The organism is Romboutsia faecis, from assembly GCF_014323405.1.
GTDB lineage: Bacteria > Bacillota > Clostridia > Peptostreptococcales > Peptostreptococcaceae > Romboutsia_E > Romboutsia_E faecis.
Map to the genome: position 1 here is coordinate 336804 of NZ_JACRWE010000001.1, position 19793 is coordinate 356596.

The 19793-nt window shown below is 25.5% G+C and carries 21 protein-coding genes; 5 read left to right on the top strand and 16 right to left on the bottom strand.

What is annotated here, in order from left to right; all coding sequences use genetic code 11:
• Nucleotides 1-48: 48 nt before the first annotated feature.
• The 9 genes from H8923_RS01590 to H8923_RS01630 form a co-directional block, all read right to left on the bottom strand.
• Nucleotides 49-1215, bottom strand: a complete 1167-nt coding sequence (locus H8923_RS01590; protein ID WP_330596603.1) for an XRE family transcriptional regulator — start codon at nt 1213-1215, stop codon at nt 49-51.
• A 162-nt stretch (nt 1216-1377) separates the two neighbouring features.
• Nucleotides 1378-1692: a hypothetical protein gene (locus tag H8923_RS01595; RefSeq protein ID WP_153971354.1), complete on the bottom strand. Its 315-nt coding sequence runs from the start codon at nt 1690-1692 to the stop codon at nt 1378-1380.
• 19 nt (nt 1693-1711) lie between these two features.
• Nucleotides 1712-2908, bottom strand: coding sequence for an alanyl-tRNA editing protein (locus tag H8923_RS01600; protein WP_153971353.1), 1197 nt, complete (start codon nt 2906-2908; stop codon nt 1712-1714).
• Between the two features lie 201 nt (nt 2909-3109).
• Nucleotides 3110-3772 carry a hypothetical protein gene (locus H8923_RS01605; RefSeq protein WP_153971352.1) on the bottom strand — a complete coding sequence of 221 codons (663 nt, stop codon included), beginning with the start codon at nt 3770-3772 and terminating at the stop codon, nt 3110-3112.
• Between the two features lie 115 nt (nt 3773-3887).
• Nucleotides 3888-4811, bottom strand: coding sequence for a PfkB family carbohydrate kinase (locus H8923_RS01610; RefSeq protein WP_153971351.1), 924 nt, complete (start codon nt 4809-4811; stop codon nt 3888-3890).
• A gap of 296 nt (nt 4812-5107) precedes the next feature.
• Nucleotides 5108-5893, bottom strand: a complete 786-nt coding sequence (locus tag H8923_RS01615) for a DUF6241 domain-containing protein (protein WP_153971350.1) — start codon at nt 5891-5893, stop codon at nt 5108-5110.
• Nucleotides 5887-6378: a sigma-70 family RNA polymerase sigma factor gene (locus H8923_RS01620; RefSeq protein ID WP_153971349.1), complete on the bottom strand. Its 492-nt coding sequence runs from the start codon at nt 6376-6378 to the stop codon at nt 5887-5889. The genes H8923_RS01615 and H8923_RS01620 overlap by 7 nt, the downstream gene beginning before the upstream one ends.
• Before the next feature lie 76 nt (nt 6379-6454).
• The gene (locus H8923_RS01625; RefSeq protein WP_153971348.1) at nt 6455-7318 is read right to left on the bottom strand and encodes a RelA/SpoT domain-containing protein; all 864 of its coding nucleotides are present in this window, start codon (nt 7316-7318) and stop codon (nt 6455-6457) included.
• Between the two features lie 18 nt (nt 7319-7336).
• Entirely contained in the window at nt 7337-8794 is a 1458-nt protein-coding gene (locus H8923_RS01630) for a DEAD/DEAH box helicase (RefSeq protein WP_153971347.1), read from the bottom strand.
• A gap of 592 nt (nt 8795-9386) precedes the next feature.
• Between H8923_RS01630 and H8923_RS01635 the strand changes: the two genes are divergently transcribed.
• Both H8923_RS01635 and H8923_RS01640 read left to right on the top strand, forming a co-directional pair.
• Entirely contained in the window at nt 9387-10457 is a 1071-nt protein-coding gene (locus H8923_RS01635; protein ID WP_187127803.1) for a hypothetical protein, read from the top strand.
• 154 nt (nt 10458-10611) lie between these two features.
• Nucleotides 10612-11271: a hypothetical protein gene (locus H8923_RS01640; RefSeq protein WP_153973121.1), complete on the top strand. Its 660-nt coding sequence runs from the start codon at nt 10612-10614 to the stop codon at nt 11269-11271.
• A 427-nt stretch (nt 11272-11698) separates the two neighbouring features.
• Here H8923_RS01640 and H8923_RS01645 read toward each other — a convergent pair whose 3' ends face one another.
• The 7 genes from H8923_RS01645 to H8923_RS01675 form a co-directional block, all read right to left on the bottom strand.
• Entirely contained in the window at nt 11699-13045 is a 1347-nt protein-coding gene (locus H8923_RS01645; protein ID WP_153973122.1) for a protein kinase domain-containing protein, read from the bottom strand.
• Nucleotides 13046-13459: 414 nt separating this feature from the next.
• Nucleotides 13460-14074, bottom strand: coding sequence for a hypothetical protein (locus H8923_RS01650; RefSeq protein ID WP_153973123.1), 615 nt, complete (start codon nt 14072-14074; stop codon nt 13460-13462).
• A 72-nt stretch (nt 14075-14146) separates the two neighbouring features.
• Nucleotides 14147-16441, bottom strand: coding sequence for a type IV secretory system conjugative DNA transfer family protein (locus H8923_RS01655; RefSeq protein WP_153973124.1), 2295 nt, complete (start codon nt 16439-16441; stop codon nt 14147-14149).
• The gene (locus H8923_RS01660; RefSeq protein ID WP_153973125.1) at nt 16434-16685 is read right to left on the bottom strand and encodes a hypothetical protein; all 252 of its coding nucleotides are present in this window, start codon (nt 16683-16685) and stop codon (nt 16434-16436) included. The genes H8923_RS01655 and H8923_RS01660 overlap by 8 nt, the downstream gene beginning before the upstream one ends.
• 11 nt (nt 16686-16696) lie before the next feature.
• Nucleotides 16697-17107, bottom strand: a complete 411-nt coding sequence (locus tag H8923_RS01665) for a hypothetical protein (RefSeq protein ID WP_153973126.1) — start codon at nt 17105-17107, stop codon at nt 16697-16699.
• A 344-nt stretch (nt 17108-17451) separates the two neighbouring features.
• Nucleotides 17452-17625: a hypothetical protein gene (locus H8923_RS01670; RefSeq protein ID WP_153973127.1), complete on the bottom strand. Its 174-nt coding sequence runs from the start codon at nt 17623-17625 to the stop codon at nt 17452-17454.
• A 174-nt stretch (nt 17626-17799) separates the two neighbouring features.
• A complete protein-coding gene (locus tag H8923_RS01675) occupies nt 17800-18726 on the bottom strand; it encodes a hypothetical protein (RefSeq protein WP_153973128.1) in 927 nt (308 codons plus the stop codon).
• A 185-nt stretch (nt 18727-18911) separates the two neighbouring features.
• Here H8923_RS01675 and H8923_RS01680 point away from each other — a divergent pair, with 185 nt between their 5' ends.
• The 3 genes from H8923_RS01680 to H8923_RS01690 all read left to right on the top strand — a co-directional run bounded on the left by H8923_RS01680 (nt 18912) and on the right by H8923_RS01690 (nt 19708).
• Nucleotides 18912-19082: an AbrB/MazE/SpoVT family DNA-binding domain-containing protein gene (locus tag H8923_RS01680; protein WP_153973129.1), complete on the top strand. Its 171-nt coding sequence runs from the start codon at nt 18912-18914 to the stop codon at nt 19080-19082.
• Nucleotides 19083-19147: 65 nt separating this feature from the next.
• On the top strand, nt 19148-19357 hold the full coding sequence (locus H8923_RS01685; protein WP_147541186.1) for a hypothetical protein: 210 nt from the start codon (nt 19148-19150) through the stop codon (nt 19355-19357).
• A 99-nt stretch (nt 19358-19456) separates the two neighbouring features.
• On the top strand, nt 19457-19708 hold the full coding sequence (locus H8923_RS01690) for a hypothetical protein (protein WP_153973130.1): 252 nt from the start codon (nt 19457-19459) through the stop codon (nt 19706-19708).
• Nucleotides 19709-19793: the final 85 nt, after the last annotated feature.

The window sequence follows — 19793 nt, forward strand, 5'->3', positions numbered from 1 at the left end:
AATTAAGGCAGTAATAATATAAAAATTATTACTGCCTTAATTTTATTTTTATCTTCTTTTTTTATTTTTAAAATCAACAACTTTTACATTATTTTTATTATTATTTTTTACTTGATTTCCCTTAATAGCTACATTAGATGCTAAAGTTCCTTCTTTTAATCCTATTAATATCTCTATATCTGTAGGATTCATATTTATTCCAAAATTAGCTAAGTTGTCCATCAATGTATTCTTACTCATTATATTATTTTCAAATAATAATTCAACTGCAGTTTTTAACGTCTGAGGGCTAACACCTTTTATATTATCATCTAAAGGCTCTTTCTTAAGCCATCCTTTTTTATTCATCTCATTCATTAAGAAGTTGTATTTCTTATAATTTATCGCTCCTAAAGTGTATGCTCTAAAAATCATAATTGATATAGGAACTAACCACTTTGTTTTCATTTCAACATAAAAATCTAATTCATTAGGATTACTTAAACCTTCTAAAAATACATCTTTCGGTAATAAAAATGCACACGCAAATTCATCTGCATTAAATCTCTTTGATGGTATATTTAGCTCATTTGATATTATATAAGCTAACTCATATGCTAAATCGTAATTTCTTACTGTAGCTGATTTTTTATCATTCCCTAATGCAATTACGTATAAAGATTCTTTATTTAAATTTTGTTTTTGCGTATATGGTGATGCACCTTTTCTGTCTATATTAATTCCAGATAAAAGTACTCCATTACTTTCTAATAAACTCACCATATTTCCTATAGCTCCGTCACCTAATCCCCAATATCGTCTAGTCTTAATAGCCATCTCTTCTATATCATCATTTCTATTTAAATTATCCGGTAAGTTAAGTTCTGGGAACTTGATATATCCTTGCATGAAAGTATATATCTTATGAGTCATTATTAATTTTTCTCTGTATGATATTTCTTCATTTCTAGGTATTGTAGATTGAGGATTAAAATGACTGCCTTCTACTGTAACTTTTATATTTTCATTCTTGAAGAAATACTCTCTTGGAAATTGAAGATTATGCGATAACTTCATTGTATTTTCAGGAGTTGGTTTATATTTATTTTCTTCAAATGCTATTATATCTTTTTTATTTATATTAACTTCTTTTGCAAGTTGATCTACAGTTTTTCCTCTATATATTCTAGCTACCTTCAGTTTAGCTCCGTTGAATATTTCTTTTTTCATGCTCATTCTCACTTTCCTCTATAGTCTAGATTAAATAATTTTTTAAAATAAACTTTCATTAAATTTAAAAATGCTCTGTTTATCAGTGATATCCAGAGCATTATATTTACATGTTGATTATAATATCATATTTATAAGATATCGTCAATTATAAGCCATCTATTATTCTTACATCAAGTATAAAGTATATATAGGCGCTATTAACGTTATAGATAATAAAATTCTACTTAATAAAAATTTTTTCCTCTTAAAAATCATACTCATAATAGATAAAATTATAAATAAAATACCTAAAATTTTTCCAAATATATAATTACTTGGTACAGATGTATATTGTGTTATGCCTAGATTTAAAGTATATATTGACATAAAATAAATAAACATATTATCCTTAGCAAACTTTCCATTTTTTAAGAATAATAATGCCACTACGGTTAAATTTACAATAATAGTTCCTACAAATATAAGGTATAATTCTCCCACTTAAATACTCCTTAAATATTTATATCATATTTTCTATCTTTCTTACTGTTGATTCTAAAGCTAACTTTAAATTCCCATTATTTTTTCCTGAACCTTGAGCTAAGTGGATATTTCCCCCACCTCTTCCTTCTACTAAGTGAAGTACTTCATTTAATAAGTTTTTCATATTTATTTTATCTAGATTTTCTGAACTTGAAAAAATTAAATTTACTCTTTCACCATTTTCTACAGCTATTAAAACTATTGTATTCTTATTGTCAGTAATTTTATTTACAATTTTACTTATGTATTTAACATCCTCATTTTTAAATAGCTTTTTTATTATTAAAATATCTCCACACTTTATAGCATTTTCAATCATTTCTCTTATTTCATAATTTGAAATTATATTCTCTAACCTTTTTTTTGATTTAATAGATTCTTCAATTTTATCTTCTAATTTTTCTATACATTTTAAAGAATCTTCTTCCTTACATTTAAAATGTCTACAAATTTTAGTTAAATATACATCTCTTCTTAAAATATCATCTACAGCTCTTTTTCCTGCTAAAAATTCTATTCTTGTAGATTGCCTATTCTTTTCCCATCTTTTTATCTTTATTAATCTAAGTTCACCTGTAGATTTTGGATGTACACCACAACAAGCATTAGTATCTAATTCACCAATTCTAACAACTCTTATATCTTCATCAGTATTTGGTAGGTCTCTTCTTAACCATATATCTTCTAATTCATCTCTATTTGGTGTCAATATTGTAAGAGGTATATTCTCTCTAATTATTTCATTTGCAAATATTTCCACTTCTCTTATTTGATCTTCTTCTAAATATCCTTGTATGTCTACTGTACTAAAATCTCTTCCCAAATGAAATCCTGTAGTATTTGCCTTAAATTTAGTATAAAAGCAACCTGATAAAACATGTTGAGCAAAGTGCTGATGCATTCCATCTTCTCTTCTATCCCAATCTATAGATCCTACTACACTTTTTTTCTCTATTTTATTATCTAATACGTGATATATTTTTTTATTCTCTTCATATACTTCTAAGACTTTTTCACCATCTATTTCTCCTAAATCACAAAATTGACCTCCTCCACCTGGGAAGAATGCAGTTTTATCTAAAGCTACATGATACTTATCATTTACTTCTTTTACATTTACTATATTAGCAGTAAATGTTTTTATGTATTGATCTTTATAAAATAACTTTTCCATATACTTATCTCCAGTTTAAATTCTTGTAGTTAATTACTATTTTCTATAATAATATATATTATCTAATAAAAATATATTCATTGCAATAAAGTATGTTTCTATTAATTTAACGTACATAAAAAAGCAGACCTCAAAGCTTTTAGAATTATGCCTCAAAGCACTGCTTTAAATTTTATATTAAGTAAATACTCTGTGAGTTTATTAATTTAATATTTTATCATTTATCAAATCTTTTACTTCCCTTGTATTTATATCTAAAATATACCATCCAATAGTAGCAGTATGACTCTCCTTATCATTTTTAACAATCTCATATAAATGGATTGTATATATATCGTCCTCTATAGTTACATCTATATGTTGAAATTTAGAGTTATTAGTTTTTCTTATTATGTTTAATGCATAATCAAGATTATTATTATAGTCATAATAATTTATAAGTTTGCCTTGATTATCTCTAAATTCGATATATACTTCTTTATTTTCTTTACTAACACAGTACCTAGATTCCCAGACTTCTTCATTACCGACTTTAGTATAACTTGTATTTACTCTATAATATTTTTTAGAATCAATAATAAATTCATCACTATACTCTCTATTATAATCCATGTAATCACTATTATTTTTTAAGTTAGAATGCACAGTATAGTATGTTTTGCCATTTACAACATAATTATCTGATGTTACTATTACATCATAGCCTTTATCTATTTTACTTATTATAGACCTTACTTCATCATTAGATGTTTCAGCGCTTTCACTAAAAAATATAAAGTATAAGGAAATAAATATCAATATTAATAAGTCACCTAATATGTATTTATATCTATGTTTTGATTTTTCATTATATAGAGTATTCATAACATATCCTTCCTATAATTTTAATAAACTACTTGTAATTTTTATTATAATTATTTAAATAATATTCTAAAAATGTCTACTTCATTTATTTAAATTATAGCCAATAGTATTATAGTTATATTCCAATTTTTAAATACTCATGTATATTATAATCTTCTATATTAAAATTTTTTTCTTCTAATCTACTCGTTTCAAGACTTACAACCTTAGAGGCTACTTTATTAGCAAAATAACAACAATCCCCCAAAGTATACCCCATTGAGTATCCTGCTATAATAGCTCCCATATGGCTGTCTCCAGCACCTACTGAGTTCACTATTTCTGTATCAAATCCATCTATAAATCTATACTCACAGTTACTAGCACACATAACACCATCTTTACCTAATGTTATAAAAACAGTATTTTGAGTTATTTTATTTATAGCTCTTGCAGCTTCTACTATGCTTTTCTTATTAGTAAATTTTAAAGCTTCATCCTCATTAATATGCATAATAGGCTTTAATCTTAATATTTTATCTAAAATATCTTTATCTATTTCATTGATTCTAGGTCCTGGACCAAAGAATATATTCTTATTTTCTAACTTACTTAACCATGTGGATATAACCCTTCCACTTTGACCTTCCATTTCATAGCCAGATATATAAATATTATTGTATTCATCTATGTCTATATCATCAAGCCATGATTCTTTATATTCCGTTTCTATACCTTTTACGGTAATGAAACTTCTCTCACCTGTAGATTCAACTAAACATAGGCAATATCCATTGTCCCCAGATTCAACTTTAATATTTACTTCATATCCACTTTTTCGTACCTCTTTTTCTATAATATTTCCATATATCCCATTCCCTAATGGAAATATTAATGTATGATCTATATTAAAGTTTTTTAATACTGTAGCTACATTATAAGCACATCCTCCTACAGTTAAAATCTGCTTTTTACATACAATATCGTCACCCGTCTTTGGCAACTGATCTACATTAACTATAACATCAACATAAATATTACCTATAACTAAAGTTTTCATTAATTGCCCCCTATTTATAAATCTTAAGTATCTTTTTATGCATTTACTATAATTTAATTAAGAAAAAGTATTATTGAGAGTTACAATTTCCAATAATACTTTTTTATTAAACTTCATTAAATTCAGTATAAAAATTTACATATTATATTAGCATTTTATATAATTTCGTTATTAATTAATTAATATCCTTTTAAAAATTAATTTTTATATCAACATTAATTAACATTACTTTACAAATTAATTTCTATATAATAATTTAACTACTAAATCAATTATAAATTAAAAATACATCAGTTCTATTGAGGTGTTTCTACTTTTTCATTTTCTTTACTCTTAAAATGTTCTTTTATTATTTTATCTATCATTAACTCATCTAATTCCTCTGCTATTCCTATACTTCCATCTAGTCTATCCCATACATAATTATGTAGCTCTACCCCATTTGAAAAATCGCCTTCAGACCATTTTTTCAGAGCATTTCTTAAATAAAGTCTATGATATTCATCATCAATTAATTCTACACCTTTTAAAGCAATTTCAATAGTCTTCGGGGTAACCTCTGTACTCCCCCACTTATGCTGTGCTTTAATAATGGTATTTGCTAAAGAATGTATTAAATCTAAAGCTTCTTTTTGATTATTTGGAGCTTTTACAAATTCTTCTTTTATAAGACCAGTGTCTTCTACTATTTTTAGATTACCGGATTCATTTACATCTACCTTTGGTATAACTTTATCAAGACTCAGCAGGCTTACTATAAAGTCTATATTAAGAGATTCATTTATATTTGTGAAAAACTTGTACAAAGTAGGTACTTTATAAGTTAATGCTGGATTGTATACTGACGCCATACTCCCCACTAAAAGAAATAATATTATAATATTCACTATCAATACCTTATCAAATTCATTTCTTTCTTTTACAACTTTTTTCATAGTTTTTTTTGAGATTTTATCCAAGTCAGGAATTTGTATATTATCTACCTTATTCAAATTCATATCAAAATATCTAATATCTTCCTCTATTTCAGTTTTAGTTCTTTTATCAATATCAATACTGTTAAAGTCTATTTTTTTTAGCATACGTATTCCTCCTTTAACAGCTCCTTCATTTCCTTTAAACCTCTTCTAGTATAAGTATCCACTGTACTTTGATTTAAATCTAAAATTTCACCTATTTCTTCAACTTTAAATTTGCAATAATATCTTAAAATTATAACACTTTTTATCTTAGTTTCTAAAATATCTATACACTTATATAAATCTATATTACTTTCTATTATTTCTAGCTCTTGTTCTACCATTCCAATCGACTCTAGAAAGTAATCAATCTCATTAATTAGAATTCTAGTTATCCAAATCTTAAATTTATCAGGTCGCTTCAACTTATGTATATTTTTGAAGCTATTATAAATAGTTTCTTCAAATATTCTATTAGCATCTTCTTCATATTTAGTATGAAGGAATGCAATTTTGTACAAATAAGGCGTATACTCTCTTATTAAAGAATAATACGCTCTTCTACTTCCTTTTATAGCTTTCTTCACAACATCTATATTATTTTGCATAAATTCCCTTTCTATATCTATCTAAAAACTTTCAAAAATAATGGGTGAATTAGAATATTCCAATTCACCCATTATTTTACTCTTTTTTAAGTATTTCATCAATATCTCTTATTAAACTTTCTTTTTCTACATTAGTTATACCATTATTATTTACTAGCTTATCTTTTAGTTCTATTATTTTCTTGTCTTTTTCTCTTATCTTATCCTCAAACTCTACCTCAACTTCTTTAAAACTCTTACTAAGTACATTAATTAAAGAAGCCATCTCATCTGAACTTCCTGCTATTCTATTTAAAAGCATTAAGTTTTGACCTAAAATTTCTGGAATATTATCATGAGAGTATCTTAGTTGATGGTCAATTTCACCATAACCTTCTTCAAATATAGTTCTTACTTGAACCTCTGCAATAAGCTTTTTATTTGTTGGATAAGACTCTACTAAATAATGAACTGATCTATAGCCTGATAATCTAGAGCATACCTCAATATCTTTAGCTTCAAACTCTTTAGTATTGTCTCCCTCTCTTATATTAGCTACAATCTCCATAACATCCCACATACTAGTTATAAATTCATGTATTTCTTCCCAGTCCTCTTTAAATATATGAATGACCCTTATACCTAATAAGTCTGTTATTTCATTTTTATAATTATCAACTGTAAATTTAAAATCTTCTCCATATTTTTTTCTTCTTTCAGGAGTCTTTCTAATTACTTTTTCTATTAAATGTCTTGCATCTTTAACACGAGTCTTAACAGAATGCACCTTTGGTTGCGCTCTTAATATGTTTGCTATTAACTCTGCTTGAGTCTCATAACTTTGTCTATATTTATTAAAGTCATTGTATATAGCTTCTAAATCATGCCAATCTATATTTAACTCCTCTAATTTATTCTCATTTATCTTATATATAGCTAAAAATTGTTTTTTATTAAGCATCTATTTCCTCCTATATACTTAACTCTTATTGTCTCTTCTAACTTTAACTAATTTTTTCTTTATAGTTATTTCTCTGTATTTTTTTAAGAATGTATTGCCTTTATTATTTAATAAATCTACATAAGAGCACAAATCTTTTACTTCTACTACTCCTATGTCTTCATTATTAATTCCATCTAGATTACTGATAGTACCTACAATATCTATAACTCTTATTTTCTTTTTCTTCCCTGCATTTAAGTAAATTCTAGTTACATCCGAATTTATTTCTTTTTCTACTTTCTTATCTTTTCTTATCTTTAATAAATTTTTTTTATTTTCTTTAAGCTTTATTTTACCATATTCAATCTTATATTCATCTATTTTTTCTATTTCATTTAGCTTAAATCCTGTATAAGATTCTATCTCTTCAAGATATTTTACTTCTTTTTGACTTACTAAAGTTATTGCTTTTCCAAATTTATTTTGCCTTCCTGTTCTACCAATCCTATGGACATAGTTTTCTTTATCTCTTGGCACCTCATAATTTATCACTAATGAAATATCATCTACATGAATTCCTCTTGAAGCTACATCTGTACTTACTAAAATATTAAACTTATTTTCTTTAAAATCTTTTATAATAAATAATCTTTTATCTTGTGACATATCACCATGAAGTTGTTGAACTAAAAATTTATCTTTTTTCATTTTGTTATATAAATCTATTACATTATCCTTTGTATTAGCAAAAATAAGTAATGAATTGGGACACTCACTATAAATTATTTTCTTTAAAATTTCATATCTATTTTCTGTTTCTACTTTTATATACTTTTCTATAATTTGTTTCTTTGATATTTCTTTTTCAGTATCTTTTATTTCTATAGTGACTGGGTTTCTCATATATTCATTACATATACTACTTATATTTTCATCAATAGTTGCTGAAAAAAGACCTTTTATACTCTCATTAGGAAGTCTGCTTAATATGGTTTCCATATCCTCTATAAATCCTTTATTTAACATCTTGTCAGCTTCATCTATAATAAAGAACTTTATCTTATCTAATTTAATAGTACCTCTACCTATATGATCGATTATTCTACCTGGAGTAGCTACTACTATATGTACCCTTTGCTTTAACTCTGTAATCTGCTCTTTTATAGGTTGTTTTCCAAATATTGCACTGCATCTAATTTTCTTAAGCCTACCTATTAATGATATTTCTTCTTTTATTTGAAGTGCTAACTCTCTAGTAGGAGCCACTATTAAAGCTTGTACACTATTATCATTTATATCTATACTTTCACAAATTGGAATCCCAAAACTAGCTGTCTTACCACTTCCTGTTTTAGATTTGACTATTACATTTTCTTTTTTTAATAAACTTGGTATAACCTCACTTTGAACTCTCGAAGGTTTCTTATAGTTTAGGTTATTAAGTGATTTTAATATATCTTTATTTAAATTAAAGTCTTTAAAATTATTGTTCATTTTATACCACCTTATTTTTCTATACGTAATTACATATTATATCATAAACTTATATCATTATTTTTATCTAATATATAAATAACATTACTATAGATAATATTATCGTTAATAATAAAGCTATTATTATTTAAGCAGAACTGCCTTTATTTCTATATTTTTTATACAAAATCCTAACAACCCTCAAATATTTCAATGAGTAAAACTTGCATGCGTCTGCATTTCATAAACATTTTATCTTATAATATTATGCCTTACATCTTTATCTCTATAGGATAAATTGCTAGTTTACTTTTTATAATGTGCATAAAAAAAGATAATTTCTAAAATAGAAATTATCTTTTTTTATGCTACTTGCTATTTAATTTATTTAAAACTTCTTCTAATTTAAGATCATGTATAAAACAAGCTTGCTCTAAAGTTTCCATAGTTGCTGATGGAGATTTGATATAATCCTAAATACAAATATCCCTTGAAATACCGACTTATATAAGTTTATTTATCTCATTTATGACGACCAAATGTCTAACTTCATTGTCGTCAAATTATTATTTTGGTTATCAATGCCGACAAAATAATAAAGGAGATAATAAAAATGAAAAATAATAATGGTAAATTTAGAAAGAAAAAAATATACTTCACTCAAGTTAGTAATTATGCACTTAGGGACAAATATCTATCTTTTAGTGCCAAAGGACTTTACTCTTTAATACAAAGTTACATAACTATACCTGATTTTGATTTATACAAAAGTTTCTTAATGGAGATTTCAGAAGAAGGTAGAACTGCATTTGATAGAACATGGAAAGAATTACAAGAATTAGGATACTTAAAAGTATACAAAATGAAAGATGAAGAGACAGGTACTTTCTACTACGAATATGAATTATTAGATGAATCAGAATTAAATGACGATGATAGGTTTAATAAGGCTAAAGAAATAAAGAAAAATGTTTATAAAACTGTAAACAATGGTTTTAAAAAGAAGGGTACTATAGTTTCTGTAAATGGAAATAGTCCAGATACACAGACTGTGAATGTAGATAAAAACGTTGAAAAAACACCAATTACACAGACTATGCACATGGATAAATCCATAGATACAGACTGTAACTCTGGAGACTGTGACTCTATAATAATACTTAATAATAATACTTATTCAGTAGTTGTAGAAAAACATCATAAACAAGAAGAGTCAATAGATAAAAACATTAATGTAACAATAGTAGAAACTAAGTGCAAACTTAAAAGAAAGTTAACTGATACGCAAAAAGAATTTGTGTCTACTTGTAATACAGATAAACTATTAAAATCTATAGAAATTGCTAATGAAATTAATCCAGAATATTATACTTTTGGATATATAAAAGAGATATATAGCAACGATAAAAACTTTATAGAAAAGAAAAAAGCCCCTGTTATTGCGAGTAACAAGGACTTTAATAAATCAAATATACAAAATTCTAATAATATTATAGACAATTTTGAGCCAAAGTACAACCATAGTTCTAATAATAATTTTAAATCATCTAACAAAAATAATTTAAGCTATAATCCAAATAAAACTAGATACCATAATATAGGTCATAGCTTTAGTAAGTATACACCCGATGAACTTGAGACAATATTATTAGAAAGTCAAAAAAATAAGTTTTCTAGCAGATAAACAAAATGATGAATATTTTATAATAATATATCTAATAATAAAATCAACAACTCTAATCATAAGCCTTAGATAATTCAACATCTTTTATTGATTTTTATAATTTAAATTAGCTAATAAAATGTATTAATTAAAACTATTATTGGAGGTAATTTTTATGGAAACACCTAGTATAGAAAAATATTTATTAAGCACTTGTCTATTTACGATTGATGAATTTAATGAAATGTATAAGTCTTTATCAAAAAATGAACTAAAAGAAATCGCAGATACACAATATAATGAGATGGATATATGTGTTAGAATCGGAGATCCTTTTAAAAATATTCACTATACTGTTGGTGATGGAAATAAAAACAGAAGCAAATCTAATCATGATTTGTATTTAAAATCTAAAGATTTTAAAATAGAAATTAAATACTTAAAAAACTGGAAATCTGAAAGTGGAACTAAATCTTCAAGCAAAAATTGGAAGGAGTATCAAATTGACTTTGATTGGTTAGAACAAGAATTAAAAGAGAATAAAGGAAAAAGAGCTTTTGTTATAGGCTGGTTTAACTGTGTCGATAAATTTAGTCAACTCATGCAATTAGGCGATGCTCCCGGCAGTAGACCATTGGTTGATGAAAAAAAATTAGTCTATTTTCCTTTTTTAAAAAGACTATCAATACCCACATACACTCAGGACTTAATATATAACTATAAGTCATCATATGAAGAAAAGAGTATTGAGCCTATAGGAGAAAAATACAGTAATATGAAATGTATGTTTTTAGGCAATGAGGCTGATAAATTCCATTTTGCAATATATTATTAAATTCAACTAAAATACATTCTTTCTCAGAGTACATATTTATAAAAAACAGATTATTATTAATGACTTGTTTTAAATCCTAAGTCCCTTGTATCGACTTAGAAATTTACAGAATACTACTTGAATCTATTGATCAATGCTATACTTGATGTGATTATATGGTTATATTTTCGAATATAATTATAAGCTGGTGTATAATTACGGCTATTATAGGTCTAGTATTATTAACCGTATTTGCCAATTACGATATAGGTTTATATAAATAGAAATATAATGATGACTGCAAAATATTTCGTGGTCATCATTATAAAATTTTACTTAAATTCGATATTTTATTGTAAATCTACTCTGCAAATTGGAATTTATTAGCCAAGTTTCCTCAATTACAATTTCTAAAATTAGCTGTCTACTGCTACGTTTAGAATATTGATTAAATTATTTTTTGAGTTTCTTGCATACTCATTATTTCATTATGCAATTTTTCATTAAGTCTAATTTCATTTAACCTTTGCCATATTTCATATAAAACATAAATAAATTCATTACCATAATAATTTTCTATTAAATCAGCTAATATGCTTCTTACTTTTCTTTCTCTTCCATAAAGTTTTTCTTCATCACATATTGTAGTTAAATGCCTTCTATACTCAACATAAGATTTACATTCAAATTCATATAAATCATTTATGTAATCATTATATTCTTCTTCTGATAAAAATCTATGATATGTTTCCATATAATGTTCTTTAGAATCATTAATTGAAATATGTTTTTTACAATTTTTAAAAATCTCATAGTAGATATATAATGTTGTATACTCTAATTCTTCAAGATCATCCATTTTAATTGGATTAAAAATTGTAATGTCAATATTTTTATATAATGCTATTGGAAAAATTTTATTAACTAAATCTCTATTACTCCATGAAAGCAGTTCTAAATATACTTTGTTCAAATTAAAATATATTCCTTTTGCTATATTTTCACAGTATTCTATTAAAACATCACGATCAGTCATTTTCACTGTTTGGTATTTAATGTCTCTTAGCTTAATAAATTGTAGCATTGTTCTTGTAACAAGTAATGGTTCATATCTTCTTGTATCATCCTTATATTTTATTTCAGAAGAAATATCATAATTTTTAATTGAAAAAAACTCTGTTTTAAATTCATCTTTCATTATTTTTTTCACTAAATCATATATAAAATTAGACTCTCTTTCTTTAGATTGATTGTCATGTCCAAATAAACTCGTTCCAAAATCAATAATATGAATATGTAATTCTGTATCTATTATAATATTTCCACCATGTAAATCACCATGAATAATACCAGCTTTCTGATAGTTTTCTACTGTTTTTAATATTTCCTTACAAATTTTAATTCTATTCGATATATTATGATCATCTTTAATCCATTCTTTTAATGACTTGCCATCTATATATTCCATTGCACACATATAGACTCCCTCATTCTGTAATATTTTTGCATCATAAATAGTTACAATATTCTTATCCTTTAATTTTGAAATCTTTCTTACTTCTCTTAGATATTGTTCTTCAGATACTTTACCATTTTTTGACTTTTTATGAGGGAGCCATATTTTTATTGCATCAATTCTTTCTGTTATTTGATGTTTAGCCTTTACTACTACACCATTAGCACCTTTACCAATGACTTCAAGAAACTCATATCCTGTAAATTCAATAGTTTTCCAACTATTCCTAATATTAATTTCTAGTTTACCATTATTGAATTTGTACTTTTCGCTACTCATAGTATTACCTTCTATCTTTATTATTTTTATTTAATAAAAAATAAAATACATCATTACATCCAATTGATACATTTTATTTTTAGTGTACTCTATAAATATTTATTATACTATAAGAATGACAATGATTGTATATATTTACTTATATTGTTAAATAAAATCATACTTTTCTTACATTTATTAAAATAATCAATCTAGTTATTCATAACAATTAAATATAACTTGACATAAAACTAAAATTTTATGGTAAAAGTGTAACCTTTTTGATATGCTTTTGCATACACTCTATTAACAAGTGAATTAATAAACGTAGTGTTCTTAAACTTGTTTAAGATATTGGTGAACGACCAGTTAATTGGTTAGAGTGACCTAGCCGTACTACGTTTTAATTTAGATAAAGCAAAATCTAGACTTTTTCTATTCAAATAAACACTTATATACTTTTTTCGCAAGACTTGTATATTGAAACCCTTCTTCATAATCATTTTCACTATTAATTGCTCCTGGAAACATTACATTCATAACTAATCCAACAGTGTATAATGATCTACCGGTTACCCCATATACATACTCATCAGTAATATGATTTTCAAGATACTCTATGTCTTCTATATATATCTGTGTAAGTATAAGACTTATTCTTCTAAATTCACTATAATCTATAATTTCATTCATATATCCTTTTAATAACCTAGCTAAGTAATCAGCTTTTTTAACTTCATCAAATTTATCTAACACAATAAATAATTTCTCATGAAAATACTTATCATCTTTAGTAATCTTATTATAAAGTTTTACTCTTTTATTATAAGAAATATCTTGAATATTAAATATAAAGTATGCTAACTTCTTACAAAATAAGTAATTACTTATGCTTTCTTTCAATTCTAGTGTTGAAGTGATTATATTAATAACTGGAATAGATTTAATAATTTCACTATCATATAAATTATCTAAATATAATTCTATACATTCTTTTGATATTTCTACACTGTAGCATAAAATATCCTTCCCAATATTATTCTTATTCAACTTTATATCCTCCAACCTAATTTTTATTTAAATAATTATATCATATAATTACCAAATAAAAACTACCCACTATTAAGCAGGTAGTTTAGCAACAAATGCACTATAATTAGTTTCTTCATTTTTAATTAAACATAAGGCACTATATGTCTCTAAGTCCTGGAATGCTTGTTCATCATATCCATACTTTTCAAATTGTGTATGAAGTTCTCTATATGCTTGAATATCTGCTCCTGCTAATAACATATAAGATGCTCCACCAGCTTTGAGTGTCATTCTACATTTAGAAGATAATTGACCTAATGCATGTATAGCTACAGTTGATATAAGTTTATATTTTCTTGCTTCAGCAAATATTATTTCAAATAATAGCTGAGCATTAGGACATTTATAAAATTCATCAAATAGTAATTCGGTTGTAGGTTGATAATCTTCTGCTGCAAGTATTTGTTTAGCTAACCATACTTTACTTAAAAAGAATGTAGCCATAATATTACGTAGCATTTGAGATGGAAATTCTTGTTCAGGTATATCTATTACTATAACTTTATTCTCTCTTATAGCATCAACGAAGTTAATATTATCATCAGGTGATTTAGATAATGCTAATTCCATGTGGCTTGACATTGAGTCTAATAATGCTGTTCTATCAAGTATTCCTTCTACTTTAGAATCTTTATTACCTTTTATTTTTCCTTTTGTGTCTAAATCATCTAACTCTAATAATTTTTTAATTCTTTTTGATAATAGATCAGATAATTCATTATTTAATAAGTCTATAAAGTTATGTCTTATATCAGGATATTCTAAGCAATCTAATATATCTGATAATGTAGCATTATGTTTAGCACAATATACAACTGCTCCAGCTGCAAATAAAAATTTAATCATTCTTGAGGATAGTTTAGTACTATCATCATTTATAGAATCTATTAACACTTGTAGTTGTTGCGTTCTTTTTACCGCATTAGAGAATATTTCATAGGATGACATTGTATCATTAATCGGGATTTCATTATAAACAAATGATTGTATTTCATTTATATTATTACATCTGATTCTAATTAACTTATCTTCAGGTGTTACTTTAGCTATAGATTGAGATAATTTGCAGTCTTCTATTATATCAATTACTACTACTCCTCTACCTAATCCAATAGCATTCTCAGCAATTTTCATCATCTTATATGACTTCCCACTACCTTTAGAACCTATCATAACTCTTTCTAGGTTTTGAAATTCTTTATGCATACTAAAATATGCTTTATAAACTTGTTCCTTATAATTAACTAACCCTATAAACATATCACCATTTTGTAAACATTTAGGAACTGGATTATCGATAATTTTATTATGTTCTATCATGTTATATTGTTCAATTAATTCACGTCCTGGTAATGATATAAAGCTTTGACACTCTTCTACTGTAGTTTTATTTATAGACACATTATTTATAATAGGTCGCATTATATCAATATCTTTCTTAATTTCTTTATATGTTAATTCATTATCTTCAGATATACTCTTAAAACTGTTGCATAAACTTATACCTAAATCTTTCTCCTTCTTTTTATCCTTACTTTTTGAAATCACTAAAGTTTGGCTTTTACAAATTGATTTATTAGCTTTTCTTTTCGTACTATTTGATATATCTTTCTTAGCACAAACAAATATCTCTCTATTTGCTCTTTTTTCCTTTTGTATGCTGCCTAAAAAATCTTCAATATATTCTATCAAAAATTTAAGTGCTATTGATCCAAAATCTAATATTGATTTACTTTTCTTTAATGTATATCCATCCTTATACTTATTTATATTATCTTTATAAACTTTCTTAAAATAATTATTTTCACGCTCACCCGTTGGAATAAAATTATATAGAATACCGACTACATCATTATTTTCTAATATATCTACTATAGCCATATTGGCATTCAAGAGATCATTATTTCTCTTATCTACATTAAGACTAAGGACATCATTTTGAGTATAACTTAGTTGATATTTGCTACAAGTATTAATATCAATTGGAATTTTGTCTACCTCTTTAATCTTAATATACTTCCACGTCTCTTTAAACTTGGTTCTAAACTTCATAGAGTGTATCTTAGGTATTATAAAAAAGAATTGAACTTCTTCTTTTGTGATATGAATATAATAGCTAGCTTTTAGATATGTGTGAATTACTAATTTCTTATCTTCCTTTTTTACTAATGAATCAGCTTTTATAAACATTTTATTAATTAGTGATGCTATATTATCCGTACTATTGTTCTTATTCGATTTAGTTGGTATTAATTGATATGTTATATATTTCTCTTTTCTAATCTCAAAATACTCACTCAACTTAATAGACTTATATTTAACCAAGAAGTACACCCCCTATAATTTGAATAATTAAATATATTGCATAAGATACAAAAGGTACACTTCTACATTTCTTCCAACCGAATATAAATAATATTGCTCCTATAAGTCCTGCTATAATACATACCTCAGCACTAACGTACATTGTGCTTTGTAATAATTCTTTTAGTAGCCCTCCTATCCAATGAGTTATACTAAAATTCTGTATAGATTCAATAGTATTCATAAAATTTTGTATAGTATCCATATAAAACCCTCCTATGCATATAATTGAGGGTAAAATTGTAAGAATAAGTATCCCAACCAATATTGAATACCTGCAAATGATGCTTCTTTCATATTCCCACCGTTAAGTAAACATATAACCATATCTTTTAATCCCATGCCCATACAGCCATATTTAGCAAGTAGTATAAGTTTATCTATTATGAATGTGGCCTTATTCATTAAATTACTTTCAAGTGAACCTGATGCAAATACAGTTAATGTGCCTTTATCAATTGTTATAGCCATTAAAAATACTAACTTAAGATACATATGTTTATTATTTTTTATATGATCTATTGATTTTTCAATTAAATTTAAATTATTAATTAATCCTCTATTTTCTTGTATTTCTCTAAATTCCTCAAAAGTATATGTTTTTACTTCATTTATTTTTATTAACATGAATATCTCCTCCTAATTTACAAATAATAATTTCATAACATTTAATCGGAGGTGCTTTTATATGATTCCTTCTTATGTATATTGGTTCGCTGCCGCACTTGGCTTAGATGTAATTCAAAAGATTTTTTTCTAACTCTCTACAAAGGAAGTTTTTAATTTAAATGGTATAGTTCATTCTCTTCATAATTTACTACAAATACTCTATTTTCCATAATATATTACTAAAATTTTAATAATTTTAAAGGAATATAAGTATTAATGTAGAATTATATATTGAATTATATTTTTATAATTCATCAATTACTTTGGACTCTATGGACTGATACTCCTGGAGTCCTTTTAATTTAATCATACTTCCATAGACCTTTTTCCTTCATATCCTTTTCAACCAGCAGTTTTATATAAGTGCTTATTCCTAATGTATCCTTTTGTTCTAATACATAATTGTATAAAGCTAGATCTCTTATATTTTCTTTAAAACTAACTGGTAATTTTAAAGATTGCTTCTTTTTAGTCATATTTAACACTCCTTAGATATATTTGATAACTTCTACCTCCTTTCTATACTCATTTATATGCAAATCTGACTACAAAGTTACCTGTCCTAGTTATATTATTTATAAATTTTTAATATTGATTTTGTAAACTAATAATAAAAGCCAGGATAAAAAATTCAATCCTAGCTTTTATTATTAGTTTATATTATTTAATTCATTGCATCTATCTAATGTAATATCTATTAATGTTTTATATTTTTTTAATTCATTATCTTTTAGATCGTCTTCTATTATCATTTTATTTTCTACCCATTTTCTTTGCTCATCTCTTAATCTGCTAAATGAATCTTCTGTCATATAAGCCTTGCATTCTTGATACATATTGTTTAATAATTCATCACTTAACTCATAAATAACATTAGCATCTTCTATATTTTTTATATTACACTCATTTAAATAATTTATTAATATACTATAGTACCTATTTATTCCATTTTCTTTTGTAACTACTTCTCGTGCTTCAATCATCTTATTTTGATAATCCGCCCTTATATCTTTCAAGTTACTTGACTGTATTGATTCGGGTTTATTTATATCAACTACTTCTTTTGAGTTACTTATATTATTTTTTAGAAATATGAACATTCCCGGAACTAAAATAACCAATAAAATACCTATCAAACTATATTTTAGTTTATTACTATATTCATAATCATCATTACTCTCATTTTGTATACCATTACTCTTAGGTTGTAAATTATCATATAAAATAAATGCATACCCTATTAGACCAATTAAATTAGGTATATTAAATATTATTGCAATTATACTTAACACTTTTCCTGTGCTTCTAATAACTATTCCTCTTAGTACCCAGATTAATGCTATTATTGTCACCCCTACCGATAAAATTAGTATCATATTGTCATTTAAAATATTTAGGAAATCATTTATAATACTTAATCCTGTATCATAATAGTCTACTGAGCTTATCGCAACATTAAATATTGGCTTTAATAGGTACATATATACCATTAAGCCCACAATACTCAGTGTAATTAATATATTACTTACAAATGTTAATACTTCTCCAATTATCCTGATGTTAGTTTTTTTTCCCATATCATTACCTCTTTCAATCTATTTAGTTTTAACAATATATATTATACTACGTATAATTGTATTATTTTGTAGTTTTTTGTATTTATTGTCAATATTTGTTTAAGAAAAGTTACTGAATTAACTTGACGTGCCGATATTTATATATTATTATTTAATTAAGATAAAACTTAAACGAGGTGTAGTAATTGAAAGAAACAAGGTCATTAAAAATTAGTTTTACTAAGTCAGGTTCAGGATCTGAGTCTACTAGGATATCTCTTCCAGTCACATGGATAAGAGAATTAGGAATAGACAAAGAAAATAGAGATGTTGTCGTTGAGCTTGATGAAGATAAGATTATCATTAAGAAAAAGTAAAACTAATCCCTGCTCCATTGAGTGGGGAGAATCACACCTCAAATAAATATAGAGAGGAGATTAATATGAAATATGGCTTAAGAAAACCAAGTGTCAAGAAATCATTTAAAGCTCGGACTACAGGAAAAGCTAAAAGAGCTGTTAAGAAAGCTATAATACCTGGTTATGGTAAGAAAGGAATGGGATGGATTAAAAATCCTAAAAAAGCCGCCTATAATAAAGTTTATAATAAAACAACATTTAGTATATGGGATATATTTAAAATATTTAAATAAAAAAAGAGCCTACACACAATGGTATAAGCCCTAAGTCGCAATTAGATTATATCATATGTGTAGCCTTAAAACAATTGATAAATTTAAGGGGGAATACAAATGAGAAGTATAGTAATAAACAATGAATTTGTTAATGGAGTGGAATTAGAATTAGGAAAGAAATATAGATTGGCAGATGATTTTTATGCTGATTTAGAAGGTACATTAGTTAATATTAGTGAATATTATGTATGTACAGATCCTAATATTAGTGTACATGAAGAATTGAATATAACATTGAGAATGAATAATAGTTGGGATGATAGAAATATACTAGTTGATTTTATTTGTCACGTTGAGGAAATAGCTTAAGATATATTTAAATTAGTCTTCAAACGTATTATAGTAACTAGTTATGTAGAATTTACATACTCAAATATTATTAAATTTATATAAG

Coding starts and splice junctions, on each gene's coding strand:
- H8923_RS01590 (WP_330596603.1), bottom strand. CDS start 1,215: ATGAGCATGAAAAAAGAAATATTCAACGGAGCTAAACTGAAGGTAGCT.
- H8923_RS01600 (WP_153971353.1), bottom strand. CDS start 2,908: ATGGAAAAGTTATTTTATAAAGATCAATACATAAAAACATTTACTGCT.
- H8923_RS01605 (WP_153971352.1), bottom strand. CDS start 3,772: ATGAATACTCTATATAATGAAAAATCAAAACATAGATATAAATACATA.
- H8923_RS01610 (WP_153971351.1), bottom strand. CDS start 4,811: ATGAAAACTTTAGTTATAGGTAATATTTATGTTGATGTTATAGTTAAT.
- H8923_RS01615 (WP_153971350.1), bottom strand. CDS start 5,893: ATGCTAAAAAAAATAGACTTTAACAGTATTGATATTGATAAAAGAACT.
- H8923_RS01620 (WP_153971349.1), bottom strand. CDS start 6,378: ATGCAAAATAATATAGATGTTGTGAAGAAAGCTATAAAAGGAAGTAGA.
- H8923_RS01625 (WP_153971348.1), bottom strand. CDS start 7,318: ATGCTTAATAAAAAACAATTTTTAGCTATATATAAGATAAATGAGAAT.
- H8923_RS01630 (WP_153971347.1), bottom strand. CDS start 8,794: ATGAACAATAATTTTAAAGACTTTAATTTAAATAAAGATATATTAAAA.
- H8923_RS01635 (WP_187127803.1), top strand. CDS start 9,387: ATGAAAAATAATAATGGTAAATTTAGAAAGAAAAAAATATACTTCACT.
- H8923_RS01640 (WP_153973121.1), top strand. CDS start 10,612: ATGGAAACACCTAGTATAGAAAAATATTTATTAAGCACTTGTCTATTT.
- H8923_RS01645 (WP_153973122.1), bottom strand. CDS start 13,045: ATGAGTAGCGAAAAGTACAAATTCAATAATGGTAAACTAGAAATTAAT.
- H8923_RS01660 (WP_153973125.1), bottom strand. CDS start 16,685: ATGGATACTATACAAAATTTTATGAATACTATTGAATCTATACAGAAT.
- H8923_RS01665 (WP_153973126.1), bottom strand. CDS start 17,107: ATGTTAATAAAAATAAATGAAGTAAAAACATATACTTTTGAGGAATTT.
- H8923_RS01670 (WP_153973127.1), bottom strand. CDS start 17,625: ATGACTAAAAAGAAGCAATCTTTAAAATTACCAGTTAGTTTTAAAGAA.
- H8923_RS01675 (WP_153973128.1), bottom strand. CDS start 18,726: ATGGGAAAAAAAACTAACATCAGGATAATTGGAGAAGTATTAACATTT.
- H8923_RS01685 (WP_147541186.1), top strand. CDS start 19,148: ATGAAATATGGCTTAAGAAAACCAAGTGTCAAGAAATCATTTAAAGCT.
- H8923_RS01690 (WP_153973130.1), top strand. CDS start 19,457: ATGAGAAGTATAGTAATAAACAATGAATTTGTTAATGGAGTGGAATTA.